The 20,928-nt window shown below is 33.8% G+C and carries 19 protein-coding genes, 1 pseudogene and 1 riboswitch; of the genes and pseudogenes, 16 read left to right on the top strand and 4 right to left on the bottom strand.

Annotation, left to right across the window (positions count from 1 at the left end; all coding sequences use genetic code 11):
• Window positions 1-11: 11 nt before the first annotated feature.
• On the bottom strand, window positions 12-704 hold the full coding sequence (locus tag BN1066_RS04225) for a serine dehydratase beta chain (RefSeq protein ID WP_077318249.1): 693 nt from the start codon (window positions 702-704) through the stop codon (window positions 12-14).
• Between the two features lie 1,192 nt (window positions 705-1,896).
• Between BN1066_RS04225 and BN1066_RS04220 the strand changes: the two genes are divergently transcribed.
• Entirely contained in the window at window positions 1,897-2,571 is a 675-nt protein-coding gene (locus BN1066_RS04220; protein ID WP_077318248.1) for a helix-turn-helix transcriptional regulator, read from the top strand.
• 387 nt (window positions 2,572-2,958) lie between these two features.
• On the opposite strand, the pseudogene serS reads toward BN1066_RS04220, so the two are convergent.
• A pseudogene (gene serS / locus BN1066_RS04215) lies at window positions 2,959-4,220 on the bottom strand (serine--tRNA ligase).
• Window positions 4,221-5,127: 907 nt separating this feature from the next.
• Here serS and BN1066_RS04210 point away from each other — a divergent pair.
• The 5 genes from BN1066_RS04210 to BN1066_RS04190 all read left to right on the top strand — a co-directional run bounded on the left by BN1066_RS04210 (window position 5,128) and on the right by BN1066_RS04190 (window position 9,660).
• Window positions 5,128-5,835 (top strand): response regulator transcription factor, encoded by a 708-nt coding sequence (locus tag BN1066_RS04210; protein WP_077318247.1) that lies wholly within the window; start codon window positions 5,128-5,130, stop codon window positions 5,833-5,835.
• A complete protein-coding gene (locus BN1066_RS04205; RefSeq protein ID WP_077318246.1) occupies window positions 5,832-6,767 on the top strand; it encodes a sensor histidine kinase in 936 nt (311 codons plus the stop codon). The genes BN1066_RS04210 and BN1066_RS04205 overlap by 4 nt, the downstream gene beginning before the upstream one ends.
• An 88-nt stretch (window positions 6,768-6,855) precedes the next feature.
• A complete protein-coding gene (locus BN1066_RS04200) occupies window positions 6,856-7,788 on the top strand; it encodes an ABC transporter ATP-binding protein (RefSeq protein ID WP_077318245.1) in 933 nt (310 codons plus the stop codon).
• 23 nt (window positions 7,789-7,811) lie between these two features.
• Window positions 7,812-8,504 carry an ABC transporter permease gene (locus BN1066_RS04195; protein WP_077318244.1) on the top strand — a complete coding sequence of 231 codons (693 nt, stop codon included), beginning with the start codon at window positions 7,812-7,814 and terminating at the stop codon, window positions 8,502-8,504.
• Window positions 8,505-9,078: 574 nt separating this feature from the next.
• The gene (locus BN1066_RS04190; protein WP_077318243.1) at window positions 9,079-9,660 is read left to right on the top strand and encodes a DUF4256 domain-containing protein; all 582 of its coding nucleotides are present in this window, start codon (window positions 9,079-9,081) and stop codon (window positions 9,658-9,660) included.
• 959 nt (window positions 9,661-10,619) lie between these two features.
• On the opposite strand, the gene BN1066_RS04185 is transcribed toward BN1066_RS04190, so the two are convergent.
• Window positions 10,620-10,724: an arsenic metallochaperone ArsD family protein gene (locus BN1066_RS04185; RefSeq protein ID WP_077318242.1), complete on the bottom strand. Its 105-nt coding sequence runs from the start codon at window positions 10,722-10,724 to the stop codon at window positions 10,620-10,622.
• Window positions 10,725-10,897: 173 nt separating this feature from the next.
• Between BN1066_RS04185 and BN1066_RS04180 the strand changes: the two genes are divergently transcribed.
• From BN1066_RS04180 to BN1066_RS04135, 10 genes are all read left to right on the top strand, one after another.
• Window positions 10,898-11,230 carry an ArsR/SmtB family transcription factor gene (locus BN1066_RS04180; protein WP_077318241.1) on the top strand — a complete coding sequence of 111 codons (333 nt, stop codon included), beginning with the start codon at window positions 10,898-10,900 and terminating at the stop codon, window positions 11,228-11,230.
• Window positions 11,231-11,259: 29 nt separating this feature from the next.
• Window positions 11,260-12,549 (top strand): arsenic transporter, encoded by a 1,290-nt coding sequence (locus tag BN1066_RS04175; protein WP_077318240.1) that lies wholly within the window; start codon window positions 11,260-11,262, stop codon window positions 12,547-12,549.
• A gap of 215 nt (window positions 12,550-12,764) precedes the next feature.
• Window positions 12,765-13,184, top strand: a complete 420-nt coding sequence (gene arsC / locus BN1066_RS04170) for an arsenate reductase (thioredoxin) (RefSeq protein ID WP_077318239.1) — start codon at window positions 12,765-12,767, stop codon at window positions 13,182-13,184.
• Window positions 13,185-13,841: 657 nt separating this feature from the next.
• Window positions 13,842-14,297, top strand: a complete 456-nt coding sequence (locus BN1066_RS04165; RefSeq protein ID WP_077318238.1) for a PTS sugar transporter subunit IIA — start codon at window positions 13,842-13,844, stop codon at window positions 14,295-14,297.
• Between the two features lie 27 nt (window positions 14,298-14,324).
• Window positions 14,325-15,665, top strand: a complete 1,341-nt coding sequence (locus BN1066_RS04160) for a PTS galactitol transporter subunit IIC (protein ID WP_077318237.1) — start codon at window positions 14,325-14,327, stop codon at window positions 15,663-15,665.
• A 286-nt stretch (window positions 15,666-15,951) separates the two neighbouring features.
• Window positions 15,952-16,236 (top strand): PTS sugar transporter subunit IIB, encoded by a 285-nt coding sequence (locus BN1066_RS04155; protein ID WP_077318236.1) that lies wholly within the window; start codon window positions 15,952-15,954, stop codon window positions 16,234-16,236.
• Between the two features lie 45 nt (window positions 16,237-16,281).
• Window positions 16,282-16,959, top strand: coding sequence for a triose-phosphate isomerase (locus BN1066_RS04150; protein ID WP_077318235.1), 678 nt, complete (start codon window positions 16,282-16,284; stop codon window positions 16,957-16,959).
• A gap of 187 nt (window positions 16,960-17,146) precedes the next feature.
• Entirely contained in the window at window positions 17,147-17,680 is a 534-nt protein-coding gene (locus tag BN1066_RS04145; protein WP_077318234.1) for a YjbQ family protein, read from the top strand.
• A 42-nt stretch (window positions 17,681-17,722) separates the two neighbouring features.
• Window positions 17,723-18,565, top strand: coding sequence for a class II fructose-bisphosphate aldolase (locus tag BN1066_RS04140; RefSeq protein ID WP_077318233.1), 843 nt, complete (start codon window positions 17,723-17,725; stop codon window positions 18,563-18,565).
• 116 nt (window positions 18,566-18,681) lie between these two features.
• A riboswitch (purine riboswitch) is annotated at window positions 18,682-18,781 on the top strand.
• 222 nt (window positions 18,782-19,003) lie between these two features.
• The gene (locus BN1066_RS04135; protein ID WP_077318232.1) at window positions 19,004-20,338 is read left to right on the top strand and encodes an NCS2 family permease; all 1,335 of its coding nucleotides are present in this window, start codon (window positions 19,004-19,006) and stop codon (window positions 20,336-20,338) included.
• Window positions 20,339-20,711: 373 nt separating this feature from the next.
• Here the strand turns inward: BN1066_RS04135 and BN1066_RS21165 are convergent, their stop codons facing one another.
• Window positions 20,712-20,924 carry a CZB domain-containing protein gene (locus tag BN1066_RS21165; RefSeq protein WP_425445271.1) on the bottom strand — a complete coding sequence of 71 codons (213 nt, stop codon included), beginning with the start codon at window positions 20,922-20,924 and terminating at the stop codon, window positions 20,712-20,714.
• Between the last annotated feature and the right edge of the window lie 4 nt (window positions 20,925-20,928).

The following is a 20,928-nucleotide window of genomic DNA, read 5'->3' as shown; positions in this document are numbered from 1 at the left end:
CCCTGGTAAAATTAAAGTATAATGATCTTAGCCATCTCACTGAGTTTTTCTAATTCTTTCCGGGCATCCCTACTTAATTGTGAATCCAAATCGAATTGGTATAAGTATTTTCCGTCTTTCTCCAAACTGATGGAGTTATTAATATCCACATCGTGCTTTTTAAAGATTCTGTGTAATTCAAGTTCAAGATTATTTCGATCCGAAATCGCTATCATTATTGGTAATGAACCTTGAGGATGTAAGCTAAATCCATCGATTTCAATATGTTTCACTTTAATTAATCCACCACCGACTGAAATGCCCATTGTTCGAATATATCGGCTATCATCCTGTAGATAAATGTCAGCAGTATTGGGATGCCCGGCAGGACTATCACCTGATTCTTCTAAAAAGGTGATGTCAATGCCTTGAGACTCTGCTATTTTAATAGCATCTGGTACCCTACTATCATCAGCCTCAAAACCTAATATACCGGAAATAATGGCAAAATCAGTTCCGTGTCCTTTATGAGTTTCTGCAAAAGATTCATAATACTTTACCACCACTTTTTTTGGAAGACCTTTAAATAATTTATTTGCAACCAATCCCATGGCTAAAGCACCTGCCGTATGTGAACTTGAAGGTCCGATCATAACTGGTCCAATCACATCAAAACAACTTTTGTAACTGACATTCTTTTTTTCTCTCGCCGTTACTACGCTCATGGCTAATCCTCCCTTGAATTTAATTAATTTACTGGAATAATCTTGAAATAACATTTATTAAAAATTAAAACGTATTTAAATTTGGCTGAATTTTACATGAAAGTGCTTCTAATGTGTCAGTAAGAATGGGGTACCAATTATTTCAAATTCTTATTGAGCTGGAAAATTTTTGTTTTTGCTTTTAATTGGTGCTTACTTATTATGAAGTTAAGTTTCAATAATTCTTTAATCACTTGTTAGACTAGAAATGATTTGCATATGCAACAATAAAAGCAGACACATAATAAATTTTTAGTAATTAGATTCCTTATTACGGATAGAAATAACTATATAAAACCGCTTTCAAAATACGCCAAATAATCGATCAGAATACCTTTTTATTTTGTTATTCCTGTTTTTGAGTTCACCTCCTATTATTATTATTTTGAAAAGATCCAAGGACAAGATTTCATAAGTTTCTAAGAAAAACGATATAATGTCTCTACTTGTAATAAAAATTTATCAATATAATAATTTATTATTACAAGTTAAAAATATCACATAAAAAATATACCGTCAACATATTATAATAAAAAATTTCTTTAATAAAAAATTTTTATTATAATATTGGATTGTTTGTAAAATCTGTTATAATTATCTGTATAAAAAAAGGACGTGCCATTCGACATCTTTTCTTTCATTGGAAAGGTATTCTTATCCATTTATAGTATAGTGGCAACTTTTTTAAATAAAAATTGGATCCTTTCCTCTTCCACAGCAGTTGGAAACCAGGATGTTCCTTCTTATCCAGCAATACGAAAACGGTTTGCCAAATAGTTAACAGTTACTTGTAGAATAATTTATTTGAATAGTTTAGGAAGATGCTTTTACCAGTTTGTGAATTATATAACATTTCAATCATGAATAAGGATGAATGGGATAAATGACTACTCCTTAAATATAGTCGTAACCGAAAGGTAAAATACTGAATTTATGGTTAAATAGAGCCTTTCTAGAAGACAGAAGATTGATTTGCAAAAGCTGGACTAAATGAAAATTGCATCCAAAAAAAGGACGAGTAAACCTTTTTTAACTATTATTATAGTAAATAGTTGTAATTCAATTGTGATTAAAAACGATTTACTTAAAATTATCTTGGAAATTCATAACCAATCATTCAAAAAGAAGAATTTATAAAAAGGAGGAGTACTGATTGGATGATCATCTTTTTCGGCACTATAAAAATATAATGAATTATTTTGGTGAAATTTGTGGATCTCATTATGAATTTGTATTACATGTTTTAGATCCTGATGGAGGTTCGCACATTGGTCACATCGTCCATGGTGAATTAAGTGGAAGGTCATTAAATAGCCCCTTAACCAACTATGCGAAAAAGTTAATTGAGGAAAAAGTATATTTAAAAAAAGATTTTATTGTAAATTATGTTGGAGAAGGACCAAAAGGTAAAAAATTTCGTTCATCAACCATGTTTATAAAAGATCATGAAGGTCAATTACAAGGTCTTTTGTGTATAAACTTTGATGCGGATGCCTATCGAAAGGTCGCAAAGGATTTATTAAATTTAGCTAATCTAAGCTGGGATATAGCGTATATAGACAAGAAAACAGAACAGGAACAACCCGTTGAAAAACTGACCGAAAATATTCATAACATTATTTATACACAAATAGACAAAGATATATTAGAATCTGGTGCTCAATTATCACCTGAACAAAAAAAACTCGCCATTTCCAAATTAAAGGAATCTGGTGTATTTGATATTAAAGGTACTGTAATTGACGTTGCTAAAGTAATGGGAATGTCTGAATCAAGTGTTTACCGTTATCTACGGATAGTATCACTTAACGAAAATAACAATAAATAAATTATCATTTAATATCAAGAATTACTGGGTACTAAGCGCATCCATTGTGGATTTATACCGCGATAGTATCCAGAAAACAGGTAGATAGGTAGGAATTTTCTATAAAAATACAGATGGGAAAAAGTTAAGCCATACCTTATGTTGTTTGTTTTATCAAACACTTATTACAAATATGAAAATAGTTACGTCGTCGGTGGTACGATTGAAGGTCATGATTATGAGTTAATATTTGGGGTCTCAGAAGAAGTTCCTTACTAAAATTTTAAGTAAGGGGGCTGGCTGAGGGTCTTCACGATATAGAAGTGGATGTTGTTGCCACGCTTTATGCTATTATTTAGGTACCTCGAATTGGAACAGCCCCTATTTTATTCATCAATTTTATCTAGTTTAGTCTTTACTACCCATATAAGGTCTTAAAATTTCTGGTATTCGTACTTTTTCTTCCTTCTGTTGATTATTTTCTAAAATGCTGCAACAGTACGCCCGACTGCCAATCCAGAATCATTTAGCGTATGAACGAATTCGGGCTTCCCTTTTGGTTCTCTTTTAAACCGGATATTTGCTCTTCTTGCTTGGAAATCTTCAAAATTACTGCAAGAAGAAATCTCACGATATGTGTCGTAGCTTGGTAGCCATACTTCTAAGTCATATTTTTTTGCAGCAGTAAAACCTAGATCCCCTGTACAAATAGCTACTACCCGATAAGGAAGTCCTAGCAATTGTAATACCTTTCTGCATCATTTGTTGATTTTTCTAATTCCCCTTAAGAATCTACTGGTTTAACTAATTTTACCAATTCAACTTTATTAAACTGATGTTGACGAATTAAACCACGTGTGTCTCTTCCTGCCGATCCAGCTTCAGAACGAAACAAGCACTGTACGCAGCAAACTTAGCAGGAAGATCATCTTTGGATAATATTTCATTACGATAGTAATTCGTAACAGGCACTTCCGCCGTTGGTATTAAGAAATAATCCTCCTTCTCAACTAAAAACACATCTTCTTCAAATTTTGGCAGCTGCCAGTCCCTGTAAGGCTTAACACGATTCACTAAATACGGAGGTAATATTTCTGTATAACCATGTTGTTCAGTATGAAGATTAAGCATAAAGGAGATTAGTGCTCTTTCTAATTTTGCGCCAAGGCCTTTATAAAAAACAAAGCGACTTCCTATTACTTTTCAGCACGTTCAAAATCAATAATTTCTAATTCAGTAGCAACATCCCAATAGGGTTTCGGATCAAAATCAAATTGAGGAAGTTCTCTACACTTACGAATTTCAACATTCTCATCCTCTGTATCACCAATGGGTACGGTTTCATACGGCAAATTTGGAATGGACAAAAGTAATGCATTTAATTCTTCTTCAATCACACGTAATTCTTCATCGAGTTTCTTTATTTGTTCTCCAACTTCACGCATTTCTACAATTAAAACTTCAGCATCTTTATTCTCTTTCTTTAGAACGGCGATTTGATAAGATACATCTTTTCTCTTTTTCTTTAATTGTTCAGTTTCGACGATTAATTTCCGACGCTTTTGGTCAAGTTCAGCAAACTTTTCTAATTCGGTTAAGTCTTCACCACGATGTTGTAATTTTACTTTTACCTCTTTAAAGTTCTCCCTAAGTGGTTTAATATTAAACATTTTACTACCTCCTTTTTAGTTTGAAAATAGAAATAAAAAAACTTCCATCCCTAAAAAGGAACGGAAGTTTGATATCCGCGTTGCCACCCAAATTGCAAGTATTGTAAAAAATACTTACCTCTCGATAATATATCGGTTTCGCCGACAGTATCTACTCAAATTCTTTTCAGTACCACTCTCAAGGATGGATTCACAAATATGTCGCTCATTCTCTTTATTTAACGTGATAATGTTTACATTGAAAAAGGTTATTCAGTCGTTCAGCAAATGTTTTTGCGGATGAAGTATCCAAACAATAGATACAAATAGTGAAATAGCTCATGGGCATTTAACACAACTCTATATTGTAGAAACAATACATGAATGTAATTTAAAAATGATAAATATTGTAAAAGGAGCTATTGCTCTTCATGGAAGTGCGGGAACACTAGATCCAAGAATGGTTTGAAGTGTTTATTTAGGCACAATTTGGATATCATCAAAAATCAGCTTTCTTTCAAATCAACTTCTAAAGGAGAAAAATGGGCAAAGTCTCTATAGCCGTTTTAATTGTCTAATAATAAAAAAATCCTGCTAGAAGACACTTTTGTAACTAGGAACTATTGTTGTTAAAATGTTGCAAAACAATTAATTAAGGAAGTACTTACATGACTTGATACATGCGATTTAGTAGTTACTCATATCTAATGCTAGAAAATAAGGAATTTAGTCCGGAATTTACGCATCTTTCAGAAAGATAAAGGAAAACTACTGCCCAATAGGGTTGGGAGCTTTATGCATCATCAAAGTTTTGTTCCTTTTACTGTACCTTATTTCACTAAAACATTAAAATAAAAGTCACAATGTTAACCAGGGGCAATGCTAGAAAATGATTTGAAAATGTATATAGAAATGGAGGATGTAACGGATGCAAGACAAAATATTGTTAATAGAAGATGACCCATCAATTTCCGAGATGGTTACAAACTTTTTATCCAAAGAAGGATTTTGTGTCATCCATTCATCAGATGGAAAAGAAGCGATGGATTTATTTGAACAACAAACATTTGATTTGGTCATATTAGACTTGATGTTACCAAAACAGAGTGGCATTGATTGCTTGAAGGAGATAAGAAACCAAAGTCTCGTTCCGGTACTAATTATTTCTGCTAAAGACAGTGATGTAGATAAAGCGATCGGTCTAGGTTTTGGCGCAGATGATTATCTCACAAAGCCATTTTCCATGATTGAATTACTTGCAAGGGTGAAGGCATCCATCAGAAGAGCAACCGAGTATTCCGGACATAAAGAAAAAAGCCAGCGACAAATGCTTCACATTCATAAGCTTACGATTGATATAGATAATTTTCATATTAGTAAAAAAGGAATTACTATCAAATTAACAAACAAAGAATGGGAAATATTAAAGTTATTTATTCAACATCCTACAAAAGTATTTACGAAAGAACAAATTTATCGTTTAGTTTGGAAAGAAGAATATTATGGAGATGAAAATGTGATTAACGTCCATATGAGTAGATTAAGAGAAAAAATAGAAGATGACCCAGCGAATCCACAATATATTGAAACATTATGGGGAATCGGCTACAGACTAGGAGAATTGAATTCTAAATGATGTTTATGGTGATGGGCGTTATCTTTATTTTAATAACTTTAAATATAATTCAGTATGTACAAATGACAAATAGAGATAAAAAACTAGATTATTTGGCTAATAAACTCGGACAAATTTTAGAAGAAGAATCTATGGAACAATTATTATTAATGACGGATGATAAAAAGTTAAAAGCTTTAATAATTGAAATAAATAAGTTGCTTGATATGCATAAGGGAAAAATTGCAAAATACAATCAGTCAAGACAGGCTATGAAAAAAATGTTAACCAATATTTCACACGATTTGAAAACACCATTAACCGTCGTACTAGGGTATATCGAAATGATTCAGAAAGACAAAACAATTGATCAAAAGGAACAAGAAAGGCTGCTATTACAAGTTCATCGAAAAACAATTGAAATTATCGATCTAATGAATGCTTTTTTCGATTTGGCAAGAGTGGAATCAGGAGATAAAGAAATTCCACTAATGAAAATAAATATCAATGAGATTTGTAAAGATAATTTACTTTCATTCTATGATGTAGTTCAAACTAAAGGGTTAAAGATAGATTTCCAATTACCAGATAACCCCATTCATGTAGTAGGAAATAAAGAAGCGCTGAACAGAGTCTTACATAATCTTTTGTCAAATGCCATCCAGTATGGCAGTGACGGTAAGATACTCGGTTTAGCTCTAACTTTTAACGAAAAACATGTTTGTATTGACGTATGGGACAGAGGAAAAGGAATCGAGGAACAGAAGCAAGATCTCGTTTTTGAAAGAATGTTCACATTAGAAGAATCAAGAAACAAAGCCTTTCACGGAAGCGGGCTAGGATTAACAATTACGAAAAGACTGCTAGAACAAATGAATGGAACGATACATGTACAGAGTATGCCATATCAGAAAACAACATTTACGGTTACGTTACCACGAATCACTTACTAACTTAAGAAATAAGTAAGAATTAAGAAAGAGAAAAGCAACAGCTGGTTGGTACGATGCATATAACTAACCTTGAAGAAAGGATGGAAATATGGTGTATATCATAAAGACACATAACGTAACAAAGTGTTTTCAAGAGAAAGAAGTCGTATCAAAAATAAATATGAATGTAAAAAAAGGCGAAATTTATGGGTTCCTCGGTCCGAATGGATCAGGAAAAACAACACTCATGAAAATGCTAACAAACTTAATAAAACCTACTGCCGGTGAAATTGAGATTTTTGGACAGCCATTGACCCCTTCTTCGTCATACGATGTGTTAGGAAGGATAGGAAGTATGATCGAGTATCCGATTTTTTATGAGAAATTTACAGCTAAGGAAAACTTAGAACTTCACTGTGAATATATGGGTTACCATAATAAAAAAGCGATAAATGAAGTATTAGAAATGGTTCATTTAATAAATATTGACAATAAACCGGTGGAAAACTTCTCATTAGGGATGAAGCAACGTTTAGGTATTGCAAGAGCCATTATTACAAGACCTGAGCTATTAATTCTCGATGAACCAATTAATGGACTTGACCCTATTGGTATACGAGAAATTAGAAATTTGTTCAAACTACTCTGTAAAGAATATGATATTACGATGCTAATCTCTAGTCACATTTTAGCTGAAATTGAGCAAATGGCGGATACGATCGGAGTTGTTAACAAGGGAAAATTAATCGAAGAAGTTTCGCTGGAGGAAATGAGAAAAAAAAATAGAGAATACATGGAGTTCGTAACGTCAAATCCGACAAGGGCATGTTTTATTCTCGAAAATAGACTTCATTTGCGTAATTTTAAAATAATTGACCAGAAAATCATTCGTATTTTTGAACAGAGTGTGTCACAATCGGAGATTTCAAAAACAATGATTTTAAACGGTATCGAGATTGAGTCAATGAGTAAAAAAATAACGTCCTTAGAAGAATATTTTATGGGGTTAATGGATAAAGAGAAACAAGATGAAGTAAGGTAAAAATAATTGGAGATGGTTTATACATGTTTACATTAATGAAATTGGAATTCAAAAAAGTGAAAATGGGATGGTATGTAAAGGGAGCAGTTATTGCAAATATCCTAATCCTTTCTTCCCTTTTTATCATTGGTTATATTGAAAAGTTGGAAGGTAATGTTGTTTTTCTTGACTACGACGAAGTTTTTATTATAATAGGTGCATTTGTAAGAGCCACATTTATTATTTTTGCAGCGGTCTTAATTGTAAAATTAGTGATCGAAGAGTTTAAAAATAAAACAATCACCGTATTGTTTACGTATCCTATTAATAGAAAGAAGTTAATTGGTGTAAAACTATTTATTGTCGGCTCCTTAACCTTTATTACAATCATTATATCTAATTTTTTTGTACTTGGTTCATTTTTTGCATTGAATCCATACTTTCAAATCATTCCAGGTACTCTTTCATTGGAAATGGTAGTCCAACAAATTATTCCAATCATTACATTTGCTTTTGCGGCAGCAGGAACAAGTTTAATTAGTTTATATTTCGGAATGCGAAAATTTTCTGTCCCAGCAACAATTATTTCGTCAATTGTGATCGTTTTTTTAATTAGTTCTCATAATCCAGTCTTTTCTGTAGCTTCGATTGTTTATATTCCGTTATTATTAGCGGTCATTGGTATTTTAATATCTATTTTGTCAATTAGAAAAATAGACAAAATAGATATTATTTGAGGTAAAAAATTTGGCAGGCGTGGGATTTCGATCTAAACTTATTATTTTATATGATAGGTTAGTTATAATAAGAATAGTTTTCTGAATCGAGCTAGCTAGGTGACTTAAACTTGTTCGCCTACCTTGAAATAGTTAATAGATCTTTATTAAAATGTAAAGCTGCTTTTAAAAAAATTTGAGAGAATATCTTGAGGTAATACAATATTAAGGCTACTAAAATTATAATATTTAAATCCAATGTTTTTACCTTTCTAATCACAAGTTCTCATAACGACACAATCTTTTTAATTGAATTTTCTATTAACAGAAAATATAAATGTGACCTTGAAATCAATAAAAAATTCCTTGTCCATTCTCATAGTGTCTTTGAATATATGAAATAAAGCTAGTTCTTGATATAATAAGTCTACAAACATTGATGATCTGATGATAATCCATCATATCAAAAAACACGGGAACTCGGGTGGTTGTATTGAATTCTGACTAATTTGTTTATTCTTAGATATCTTGAAAGTTTACAGGATAACTTTATTCAAAATCATGATGAGCAAAAAACAATAAGGGGGAAACTAACATGACAAAGAGAGATAAAACCAGCAATAATAAAGAGCTGTCACTAGAACAACGTGAAGAATTACTCAGAACATTGCAAGCTCGTTTTGAGAAAAACATGAACCGTCATAAAGGTCTTAAATGGGCTAAAGTCCAAGCAAAGCTGGAAGCTAATACTGAAAAACTATGGTCGCTCAATGAAATGGAACGAACTGGCGGTGAACCAGATGTTGTTGGTTATGATAAAAAGAAGGATGAATACATTTTTTATGATTGTTCAGCGGAAAGTCCTAAAGGTCGCAGAAGTGTTTGTTACGACCGTGAAGGGCTGGAGTCAAGGAAAAAACATAAACCGGAAAATAACGCTATTGATATGGCAACTGCCATGGGCATTGAACTATTAACGGAAGAACAATATCGAGCGTTGCAAAAACTTGAAAAATTCGATATGAAAACGTCGAGTTGGGTGCAAACACCCTCTGATATTAGGGAACTCGGCGGTGCCCTTTTTTGCGATTATCGCTTTGGGCGTGTTTTTGTGTATCACAATGGTGCGTCCTCTTACTATGGAGTCAGAGGGTTTCGTGGTTCCCTAAGGGTTTAAATTTTGCACAGACAGCTAAATTTGAAGTTAGGGAACGGATCACCTACTTAGACTTTCATTTTATTCTTCAACAAATAGGTATGATTGCGGAAGAACAGTCGAAAACAAAATTCTACATGATATATCCGAATACCTAATCCAAATATCCAAAATTTTAAAATATTTAGCAGTGAACTGAAAAAGGTTACTGCTATTCTTTATTATATAAATGAAGAGATTAAAAAGTTATAACCCCCAAGTATCTGATCGGTGGAAATGGTTATATAGCGATCAATTCTTTTGCTTGTCCTGTGACTTTTAACCGAATGGTGTAATGTGTCCCTATCTGTTCATTGTGATGTCATTCGGTAAAATACTCCCGCACTCTCTCATAGGAGGGGGCTATTAAAATACATTGGGATTTCTATAGGATTAATGTGGTTTATAAGTCAGAAAAATTTGAGGACAAAAAGTCGTATGTTTTTTCTAAAATCTCTTGTTGACTTATCTTTTCAGCCAAAAGTCACGTATGCAGGAAACCCGAATTCAATCAACGGAGTCTTTAAATTATCTTATGGTAAAATCATATCCTTCTCAATTACTATTTGACAGTGTGTCCAATCTTCTGCCATTAACATGTATTATTTCGTGTCGGGTTGATTTAAATCCGTTTAGCATATCCCATAAATTACATCATAAAGTACAAGCCATCTTATTATTTTAGAAGGTCTTTACAGTTATCGGTTTGGCTAAATCACAACTATTTTGGACCTTTTTAAAAGATAATCCAAAGTATCAATTACCCTGTTATCGACACTATTCCGTTGACTTTTACTTTATCATCTTCTTGCTGTTCTGATAAAGTTACTCCAAAATTTTATCCACGTCAACCTGCTCCCTCAAAGGTGAAACGCAAATTGATTTTCTCCCATTTTCCTTCATCATTTTTTTAATATACGATCTTGCTTGCCCCGTTATAATCACTCGTATACCTCCTCTACATAAACAGTTAATAATTTACACTGTGATCCACAGACACCGGTAGAACAACACATTAATGGATCAAAAATCTCGATCTTTTTCATTAATTAGCCCTTCTTTATTTTTGTAGAAAAAGTCATATAACCAATTGATTATATATTCAATTGGTTATATTCTATTCCTATATTTAATTTATATCAATTAAATATAATAACCTAATTATTAGTTGTTATATTCATATATATTAGCATATAATTATGTGAGGGTGGTGAATTTCATGATAACTTATTCTAATGCTGAACAATTTTTAAAAGCTATTGGTGAAGAAACAAGATTAAAAATTATTTTCTATTTGACCTATGATTCCTTTTGTGTTTGTGAATTAGTTGAACTTCTTCAAATGAGTCAGCCATCCATTAGTCAACACTTAAAAAGATTGAGACAGGTTGAAATTATTTTGGAAGAAAGGAGAGGCAAGTGGGTCTTTTATTCTCTTAATAAGGAGCATGAACTATATACATTAGTTCTTCATCTGATTAGCATGTTACCTCCTAAAACAGAGAATATTCAATCCCTGATTGTTGATGGAAAAAGAATCCTTTGTGAATAAATGGTGGCGAAATAGAGAGGAGATTTATATTGGTTTATTGGGCTAGCTCAATTTTTATAATAACTTTGATTTTTGTAATTTGGCAACCTAAAGGATTATCCATTGGTTGGTCAGCAATTGGTGGAGCGATAATTGCTTTAATAGTAGGTGTTGTTGGATTTAATGATGTAATAACAGTAATTGAGATGGTCTGGAACGCAACTCTTGCATTTGTTGCTATTATTCTAATCTCACTTATTTTGGATAAGGTTGGACTATTTGAATGGGCGGCACTTCATATGGCAAGAATAGCAAAGGGTAATGGGATAAGGATGTTTGTCTATATAAGTATTTTAGGTGCAATTGTGGCTGCCTTGTTCGCAAATGATGGAGCAGCGTTAATACTTACACCGATTGTTCTTGCTATGGTACGGAATTTAAACTTTAAAGATAAAATGGTTTTCCCGTTTATCATGGCGAGTGGCTTCATCGCAGATACTACTTCACTACCTTTTGTCGTTAGTAATTTGGTTAATATTGTTTCAGCTGATTTCTTTGGGATTGGGTTTGTGGAATATGCTTCTAGGATGATTATTCCTAACTTTTTTTCATTAGCTGCAACGATTACCGTTTTACTAATCTATTTTCGAAAAAGTATTCCGAGATCCTACGACATATCTAAATTAAATGAGCCTGCAAATGCTATTAGGGATTCAAAGATGTTTCGCTTATCATGGTATGTTCTTGCATTGTTAGTTATAGGTTACTTTGTAAGTGAGTTCATCCATCTACCTGTTTCTATTGTTGTAGGGGCTATAGCGATTTTCTTTATTTTTATGACGAGAAGCAGTAAAGCAGTTGATATTAAAACAGTAATTAAAGATGCCCCATGGAATATCGTATTTTTCTCCATTGGTATGTATGTAGTGGTATATGGATTAGGGAATGTGGGACTTACTGATGCGTTATCAACTGTGATTCAAGCAACAGCAGAACAAAGTTTATTCGTTGCTACAGTAGCAATGGGTTTTATTGCAGCATTTTTGTCATCGATTATGAACAACATGCCGACAGTTATGATTGATGCTTTAGCGATTGCTGAAACCAATACATCTGGTGTATTGAAGGAAGCACTTATTTATGCTAATGTAGTTGGTTCTGACTTAGGACCGAAAATTACGCCAATTGGCTCACTTGCCACTTTAGTATGGCTCCATGTTCTATCACAAAAAGGTGTAAAAATATCCTGGGGAACCTATTTTAAAACAGGGATCGTTTTAACAATTCCAATTCTATTTATAACCTTAATCGGACTATTCCTGGTGTTATGGATTTTATAAATACGTTTTAGCCTGCGTTCATGGTAAAATGAAAGAATTTATAGTCTCTATAATAATTATTTTAGTAGATGTGTTTCTTAATTGCAGGATTAAGAACTTTAAATTTTTACCTATCGTTAATTGGACTTGTTGTAGGAATGTTATTCTTTCCATTAGCAAGATTTATTTCCAAAGTATTGGTAACAAAAGAAAAACAAAATAGTAAGGGGATTTAGATGAGGAAAAAAATAATCTATTTTCTATGTACTGGGAACTCGTGCCGGAGTCAAATGGCAGAAGGGTTTGGAAAAAAATATTTAAGTGACGAATATGATGTTTATTCAGCAGGTATTGAAACACATGGACTAAATACTAACGCTGTAAAAGCAATGAAAGAAGCGGGAATCGATATTTCTAATCAAACTTCCGATATCATTGATCCGGAAATATTAAACAATGCAACTCTTGTAATTACGTTATGTGGGGATGCCGAAGATAATTGTCCAATGACACCGCCATATGTTAAAAGATGGCATTGGGGTTTTGACGATCCAGCAAAAGCAGAGGGGACGGAAGAAGAAAATTGGGCTGTTTTTCAACGGGTAAGAGATGAGATCGAGCAGAGAATAAAAAAGTTTGCAGAAGAAGGTAAATAAAAAAACACCGAAGGGCAAATAAGTCTTTTGGTGTTTTTATTGTGACTTTAATTCGTTGAGGTCGAAACAAACTGCACTCCAATTTTTCGACACTGAAACAATTAGGAGGTGCAGTTTTATTATGAAAAAATTTACAAACACAGGAAAATTAAAAGATTAGAAAAATAAAACTATCTTGTTTCTCACCACATGATGGTAATATTATTTTTGTTTGCTGTTGAACTAATAATATCTTCTGATAAGCGTGTTACAACTAAACGTGCTTATTCATAACCAGTTGTTAGAAAAAGTTAAAGTTTTTCCCTGAAATTCTATCCGTTAATTTCTTGTTTTTATTTTCTCCTATTAGCAAGGACTTCGATTTTTAAATAGATATGAAATTAAAAATGATAGGATTTTAGAGCTATTTTTAACGAATCAAAAATCAAATACAGCTGTTCAATACGCAATGCTACATATAAGATTTCGAAACATCTAAGTTTCTGAAGCCAATGAGAAATCCAACTAGTAACGCTAATAATAATGATCGTATAAATTTAAAAAAATTGGCTAGGATAAATATAAAAATAAAAGTCGGAAACAAATTACAATATACAGTAAAGGTTAAAAATGGTTGTAGATCTTTAATAAAAGAAATTTTAGAAAGAAGGCTCTTTGATGTATTTCAATAAAGAAATAGTTTTACTTAATTTTGATGGCAACTCTAAAGAAGAGGCCTTAAGGGTCTTATCGGATTATTTTATTAAATATGGTCTAGTTACATCAGACTTCTATGAAGGAATAATATCCAGAGAATCTAATTTTCCAACCGGATTATTTGTTAATGGAACTGGTGTTGCAATACCGCATACAGATAGTGAAAAAGTAAAACATTCACAGATTGGGTTTATGTCACTAAAAAAACCTGTCAAATTTAGGGATATGGCCAATAAAGATAATGAAATAGATGTATCATTAATTTTTATGCTGGCATTAAAGAAATCGGATGAACAGTTGTCGATGCTGCAAAAGCTTATTGATCTTTTCCAAAACGAAAGATTAGTCAATCAATTAAAAGAATGTACGTCACGGATTGAATTTAAAAACATAATGAAAAATGCTGAAATAGAATAAAAGGCTATTTAAAAAGGAGGAGTTTCGATGCAAGTCTTTCAACAGGTAATTCAATGGTTTCTTGATCTAGGAGCAAGTGTTATGCTTCCAATTATTTTCTTGGCATTTGGCTTGATTTTAAGGATAAAGCCAGGGAAGGCCTTTAAATCTGCTTTAACCATTGGGATTGGCTTTATTGGATTGAATTTAGTCATTGGTCTTTTGACTGATAACTTAGGTCCGGCCGCTAAAGCAATGGTTGATAATTACAATTTATCGTTACAAACAATAGATGTTGGTTGGCCAGCAGCATCAGCGATTGCATATGGTACCCTTTTGGGAAGTATGGCAATAATTGTCGGTATTTTAGTAAATGTGGTATTACTTTTATTTGGATTGACCAAAACGTTGAATGTTGATATTTGGAACTTTTGGCATATTGCCTTTACAGGATCAATTGTATATGCAGCAACAGCAAGCTTTGCTTTAGGTATTTTCACCATGATTACGCATTCCATGCTTCTCTATTTTATGGCGGATAAGAGTGCGAATTATGTTCAAGAATATTATCAGTTACCTAATATGTCATTTCCGCACGGTTCGTCAACGCCGGGTTTTCTTTTGGCATTACCATTGAACTGGGCTTTTGACCGAATTCCCGGTTTAAATAAAATAAATATCAGCCCTGAATTAGTTCAAAAAAGATTTGGTGTTTTTGGTGATACAACGGTTTTAGGTTTTTTTATTGGAATAATTATTGGGTTATTAGCTGGTTATGATGTTAGTGGCACTTTAAATTTGGGTGTTGTAACCGGTGCTGTCATGTTGCTTATGCCTCGGATGGTTGCCTTATTAATGGAAGGGCTTACCCCCATTTCTGAAGCCGCAAGTAGTTGGGTGCAAAGACGGTTCCCCGGTAAAGAGTTATATATAGGAATGGATAGTGCATTGGCTGTTGGACAATCATCGGTTTTATCTGCTTCATTATTATTGGTACCGATTGCATTACTGTTAGCAGTTATTTTACCTGGAAATACGGTACTGCCTTTAGGCGATTTAGCCACGATTCCTTTTATGATTTGTTTAATGGCGGCAGTCTTTAGGGGGGACATACTTCGTACTGTGATAGGGGGAGCATTATATATTGTTACAACACTGTATGTGGCATCTTGGGCAGCTCCGCTCATCACCGATTCCGCAATAGCATCCCACTTTGATTTAGGAGGAAATCCCTCCATAAGTGTATTAAGTGATGGCGGTGCATGGACGACCATTTTATTTGGTGGTTTGGGAATAACTTGGCTAGGGATCGGATTCATTTTCGTTGTTGTCTTATTTGCCTTGATTTACCAAAGTAAGATCAAAGGCAGTAAAAAAATAGAGTCTTAAGTCTTGGGTAAAACAAAAACATTGGTAAACATCATCAACCTTAAAGCTTTTACATTCAAAGTAAGAATTGAAAATTAAGGTTCTGCGTCAAAATTCAATGCTGACATGGAAAGGGAAATATGGTAATTGAGCCCATTAAATAACCAAACTCTTTTAACCCTGCTATAGTGAAGCTATATAAGCCAACATAGCACCATGTAATTTAGCTCATATGGTATTGCTTCATTCTTCAAGCATACATGTTGTTAGCCGGAATTTATAAGTTAAATTTATGGGAGGAATGTAAATGAAAAAATTATTAATTATGTGTGGAACGGGAGTTGCAACATCAACTGTCGTTACAGGCAAAATAAAAGATTGGCTTAAGGAAAATAATTTGGAAAATACAGTGAAGTTATTCCAAAGCAAAATTTCAGATGAGATAAATAATATTGACAATTATGATGTAGTCATTAGTACAACCATTGTGCCTGATCATCTTAAAAGCAAGGTGATTAATGGAGTCCCTTTATTAACCGGGGTCGGCAAAGAGGACGTTTTTATTCAACTTAAAGAAAAGTTAACAAATTAATATCTTGGCTAAAATCGAATATTTGATTAGAAAGGAATTTTCAATATGATTAACTACAATTTTAAAAAACCGGTTTTTATTGTAAATCCTAAATCATATCTTTACGGAGATGATTTATTAAAATTAGCTAAGATTTCAAACGGATTGGCAGAGAAATATGATATTGACATACTATTTACAGGTCAATTAGTGGATCTACCGAAGATAATAGAGAATGCACATTTAATCGTTACCGCTCAACATATGGATCATTTAACGCCAGGGAGAGGTATGGGTCATGTCCTTCCGGATGCTTTAAAAAATATCGGCGTGAAGGCTGTAGTTTTAAATCATGCAGAAAATCCGTTAACTTTATCCAACCTAGATAAAACAATACGAAGAGCTGATGAATTGGGACTTATTACAATTGTTTGTGCTGACACGGTACAACAATGTAAGGCAGTTGCAGAGTTAGAGCCTAATATGATTATTTGTGAACCAACCAGTTTAATTGGAACCGGTACTACGAGTGAATCGTCTTATCGAGAAGAAACAACATCTGCAATCAAACATGTGAATTCAGATATCCTGGTTCTTCAGGCAGCAGGTGTAAGTACCGGAGAAGATGTCAGACAAGTTATTCGAGAAGGTGCGGATGGTACTGGTGGAACAAGTGGAATTATTAAGGCTCCTGATTGGGAAGCAAAATTAGAAGAAATGGTAAGTAGTTTATCGCGTATGTAAGGTGCCGTAAGACTCCCACTTCAAGAGCCTGAGTTGGTACAAAAGGGTCTAAGTGGGAGATAACGGCACCTAAATGCCCCGATTCGTTTAAGGGCCTTAGGTCATACCCTTGTGGTACTAACATTCAGTAGGAGATGGAAGAAAAATCCTACTGAATGAAGTTTCACTTTATAAAGGAGGAACATAAATGATTGTTTATAACGATACGTTAATCATAACTTCAGTAGGAAATAGAGTTTCATACCATGAGATTACAGATCAAATTAGGGAAATTGTTAAGAAAAGTAAAGTGAAAAACGGCTTGTGTGTCGTTTCTTCACCACATACAACTTGTTCTGTATTCTTTGAGGAATATTCACATGATAGGAACTATGCGGGTGATGAATATCTTCAAGTTGATTTAAATAATGTTTTAGAGAAAGTGGTGCCTAGATGCCTTTCGGAAGGACAGTATTATCATCCGGGACCTGAGCATACAAAATTCGGAATAGAACTGCCAAAAGAAGAAATGAGCACTGAGGGCACAGATTTAGTCCCGGATAAACGGTCGTTATTAAATACAGAGGCTCATATAAAAGGTACACTGATTGGCTCTAGTGAAACGTTTATTATTGAGGATTCAGAACTACAAATTGGAAAAGTAGGTTACATTTATTTTGTTGATTGGGATCAAAATCGAGAAAGAAATAGACAATGCAAAGTGCAAGTTCTTGGGGAATAATGAAACAAACCTTGAAACTTCAATCAAAGGAGAGCGGGCTTAATGCTAGTTACGTTAAAAGAAATTTTGGAGATCGCAGAAAAAAGAGATTGTGGAGTTGCAGCAATAAATACACCCACATTTGAAAGTCTAGTTGCTGCCATAAGGGTAGCCGAAAAAAATAATGCTCCGATAATTATTCAGCATGCACAAAGCCATGAATATATTAACCAAATAGAAATGATCGGACCAGCTATGGTTGCCTTGGCCAAAAACGCAAGTATACCGGTATGTGCACATGTTGATCATGGTGAATCCATAGAGTATCTGGAGAAAGGTTTAAAGCTTGGATTTACATCCATCATGTATGATGGATCGAGACTAACATATGAGGAGAATGTTAAAAACACGAAAAAGGCGGTAGAACTAGCTCATAAATTTGGTGCAAGCGTGGAAGGCGAACTAGGTATGATGGCAGGAAATGAGCTGGGGGAAGATTCACCAGATGATAACGAAGAAAGTTATTATACGGACCCACAATTAGCTCATCAATTTGTAAAAGAGACAAATATAGACGCATTGGCAGCTTCTTTTGGTACAGTTCATGGATTTTATAAAAGGCAACCAAAATTAGATTATGAATTAATAAAGGAGATTGCTGAATTAACAAAATTACCATTGGTCATGCATGGGGGCTCAGGCCTAAGCCCGGAAGAATATAAACGATCGATTAAAAACGGCATAAGAAAAATTAATTATTATACGTACGGCGCTAAAGCTGGTGCAGATGCCACTAAGGACTTTATCAAGAATAATAAGGCAGTTTTATTTTCTGAAATATCACGTGTGGCACAAGATGCTATGGAAAAGAACTTTCAACACATCATAGATATTTTTTGCTATTAACCATTTTAAAAATGATACAACATTCGTGTTTGGCGGAAATAAACGAACAATAAAGGTGTTTTTAAATTTAATGTTCGTATTACGTTGACTTTTGACAAAAAAACACGTATGATAATCCTGTGTTTGTAAAATAAATGCGTATAATTTGGGAATAGGGCCCAGAGTTTCTACCAGACTGCCGTAAATAGTCTGACTACGCAAAAGATGAATGATATTTTTAGGATTATTGTTTTTAGTGATAATAATCACATTCGTTTTTTGACTAGATATAAAGAAGCTCTTGGGGAATTATTCTCAAGAGCTTTTTTGCACTATAGGAAAGTATAAAACTTTATGGTTTATAGTATAAGAAAAACTTTCGCCATAAAGACTTGGCGGCAAGCCAAGCTTTTCTAAGTGGGCTTATTTTAACAGCTAGATTTAGAAAGGGGAAGCATGATGAAGAAGTACTTTCGCTTTGATGAACTAGGTACGAATTACCGTACTGAATTTATGGCGGGATTAACGACCTTTTTAGCAATGGCCTATATTTTATTTGTTAATCCAGCTACATTAGCATTAGTGGGAATTGAAGAGTTGCCAGAGGGCATTACTCGTATGGATCAGGGAGCGGTTTTTGCCGCTACTGCTATTGCTGCAGCAGTTGGTTCATTATTTATGGGGGTTATCGCTAAATACCCAATTGCATTAGCACCTGGTATGGGTCTAAATGCATTTTTCGCTTATACCGTTGTTTTAGGTTATGGCATCCCATGGCAAACAGCATTAAGTGGAGTTCTCGCTTCTGGACTTATTTTTGTTTTACTTACATTAACAGGCTTAAGGGAAAAGATTATTAATGCTATTCCAGCAAATTTAAAGATGGCAGTTGGTGCAGGAATTGGGTTCTTTATTGCATTTATCGGATTTCAAAATTCCGGAATTATAATCGCCAATGAAGCTACGTTGCTGTCATTAGGTGATCTAACATCTCCAACTGTTCTACTATCGGTTTTTGGGCTGGTTATTTCGATTATTTTAATGACCATTGGTATTCGTGGAGGCATCTTTTATGGCATGATTATAACTGCTATAGCTGGTATGGTAACGGGTTTAATTGCACCGCCAACAGGTATTGACGGAGTTGTTAGCAGTGTGCCAAGTCTTGCCCCAACATTTGGACAGGCATTTGTGAATTTTGGCGATATCTTTACATTACAAATGCTTGTGGTGATTTTAACATTCTTATTCGTAGACTTTTTTGATACAGCAGGTACATTGGTTGCTGTAGCTAACCAAGCAGGATTAATGAAAAATAATAAGCTGCCACGTGCAGGTAAAGCACTGTTTGCAGATTCAGCTGCTACTGTAGTTGGTGCAGTAGTTGGTACATCAACGACAACTTCTTACGTTGAATCTACAGCTGGAGTTGGAGCAGGGGGACGTTCTGGCTTTACCGCTGTTGTTACTGCGATGTTTTTCTTGCTTTCTTTATTCTTCTCGCCGTTATTAAGTGTTGTAACGACCGAAGTTACAGCGCCTGCATTAATTATTGTTGGGGTATTAATGGCTTCTTCGTTAAAGAATATTGAATGGGAACAATTTGAAATAGCTGTACCGGCATTTCTAATTATAATTGCAATGCCTCTAACATACAGTATTGCGACTGGAATTGCTATTGGTTTTGTATTCTATCCGATAACGATGCTTTTAAAGGGCCGTGCTAAAGAAATCCATCCTGTTATGTATTTATTGTTTATTATCTTTATTTTATATTTTATCTTTTTAAGATAAAGCTAAAGGTGGTTGCTTCAACAAAGAGCATCCACCTTTTTAACTATTGGATTATAGAAAACGATATCTTTTTTACATGATGCATGTCTTTTTTTTAAAGTAGCTTTGTTTTCTAGCTTAGGTGATGAGCGCTGGTTAATATAACCTTTTTGATAAGTTAACAGTTAAAATTTTGCAAAGTTTGTCGGTTGCTAAGCAAGCGTCTGCGCTTTTATTATAAACGAATACATAAAATCACTAACCTCTTTTAAGATTAAAAGCTTGTTAAATTTGCTTTTCCAACTGTGCTAATAAGGAAATCACTTGACTAGATGCTGCTCGGAGCTGTTCAAAATAATGCTGTGCTGTAGCTCGATCCCCTTGTTCATAACTTTCAATTGCTAATTTCGCATAATTGATGCACTTTTTGATGAGGCTCTTCCAACTGCTGAAATATGGAATTGGATGTCAAGTGAACAGGCAGGTCACTGTAGTACCATTTTCCAAGTCTGCACGTCTTGTGTGAGGAAACACTCTTTGAATCAAGTGTTTCTAAATCAAGCAACATGTTGTAAACCCGCCATTTCCAGAGAAGATGATCTGTTATTGCG

The organism is Virgibacillus proomii (assembly GCF_900162615.1).
Taxonomy (GTDB): domain Bacteria; phylum Bacillota; class Bacilli; order Bacillales; family Amphibacillaceae; genus Virgibacillus; species Virgibacillus proomii.
This window is presented reverse-complemented; position numbering and strand designations above follow the sequence as displayed.

What these genes read in the sequence shown, in the direction of transcription:
- BN1066_RS04225 (WP_077318249.1), bottom strand. Translation starts at nt 704, where the DNA reads ATGAGCGTAGTAACGGCGAGAGAAAAAAAGAATGTCAGTTACAAAAGT.
- BN1066_RS04210 (WP_077318247.1), top strand. Translation starts at nt 5,128, where the DNA reads ATGCAAGACAAAATATTGTTAATAGAAGATGACCCATCAATTTCCGAG.
- BN1066_RS04205 (WP_077318246.1), top strand. Translation starts at nt 5,832, where the DNA reads ATGATGTTTATGGTGATGGGCGTTATCTTTATTTTAATAACTTTAAAT.
- BN1066_RS04200 (WP_077318245.1), top strand. Translation starts at nt 6,856, where the DNA reads ATGGTGTATATCATAAAGACACATAACGTAACAAAGTGTTTTCAAGAG.
- BN1066_RS04195 (WP_077318244.1), top strand. Translation starts at nt 7,812, where the DNA reads ATGTTTACATTAATGAAATTGGAATTCAAAAAAGTGAAAATGGGATGG.
- BN1066_RS04190 (WP_077318243.1), top strand. Translation starts at nt 9,079, where the DNA reads ATGACAAAGAGAGATAAAACCAGCAATAATAAAGAGCTGTCACTAGAA.
- BN1066_RS04185 (WP_077318242.1), bottom strand. Translation starts at nt 10,724, where the DNA reads ATGAAAAAGATCGAGATTTTTGATCCATTAATGTGTTGTTCTACCGGT.
- BN1066_RS04180 (WP_077318241.1), top strand. Translation starts at nt 10,898, where the DNA reads ATGATAACTTATTCTAATGCTGAACAATTTTTAAAAGCTATTGGTGAA.
- arsC (WP_077318239.1), top strand. Translation starts at nt 12,765, where the DNA reads ATGAGGAAAAAAATAATCTATTTTCTATGTACTGGGAACTCGTGCCGG.
- BN1066_RS04165 (WP_077318238.1), top strand. Translation starts at nt 13,842, where the DNA reads ATGTATTTCAATAAAGAAATAGTTTTACTTAATTTTGATGGCAACTCT.
- BN1066_RS04160 (WP_077318237.1), top strand. Translation starts at nt 14,325, where the DNA reads ATGCAAGTCTTTCAACAGGTAATTCAATGGTTTCTTGATCTAGGAGCA.
- BN1066_RS04155 (WP_077318236.1), top strand. Translation starts at nt 15,952, where the DNA reads ATGAAAAAATTATTAATTATGTGTGGAACGGGAGTTGCAACATCAACT.
- BN1066_RS04150 (WP_077318235.1), top strand. Translation starts at nt 16,282, where the DNA reads ATGATTAACTACAATTTTAAAAAACCGGTTTTTATTGTAAATCCTAAA.
- BN1066_RS04145 (WP_077318234.1), top strand. Translation starts at nt 17,147, where the DNA reads ATGATTGTTTATAACGATACGTTAATCATAACTTCAGTAGGAAATAGA.
- BN1066_RS04140 (WP_077318233.1), top strand. Translation starts at nt 17,723, where the DNA reads ATGCTAGTTACGTTAAAAGAAATTTTGGAGATCGCAGAAAAAAGAGAT.
- BN1066_RS04135 (WP_077318232.1), top strand. Translation starts at nt 19,004, where the DNA reads ATGAAGAAGTACTTTCGCTTTGATGAACTAGGTACGAATTACCGTACT.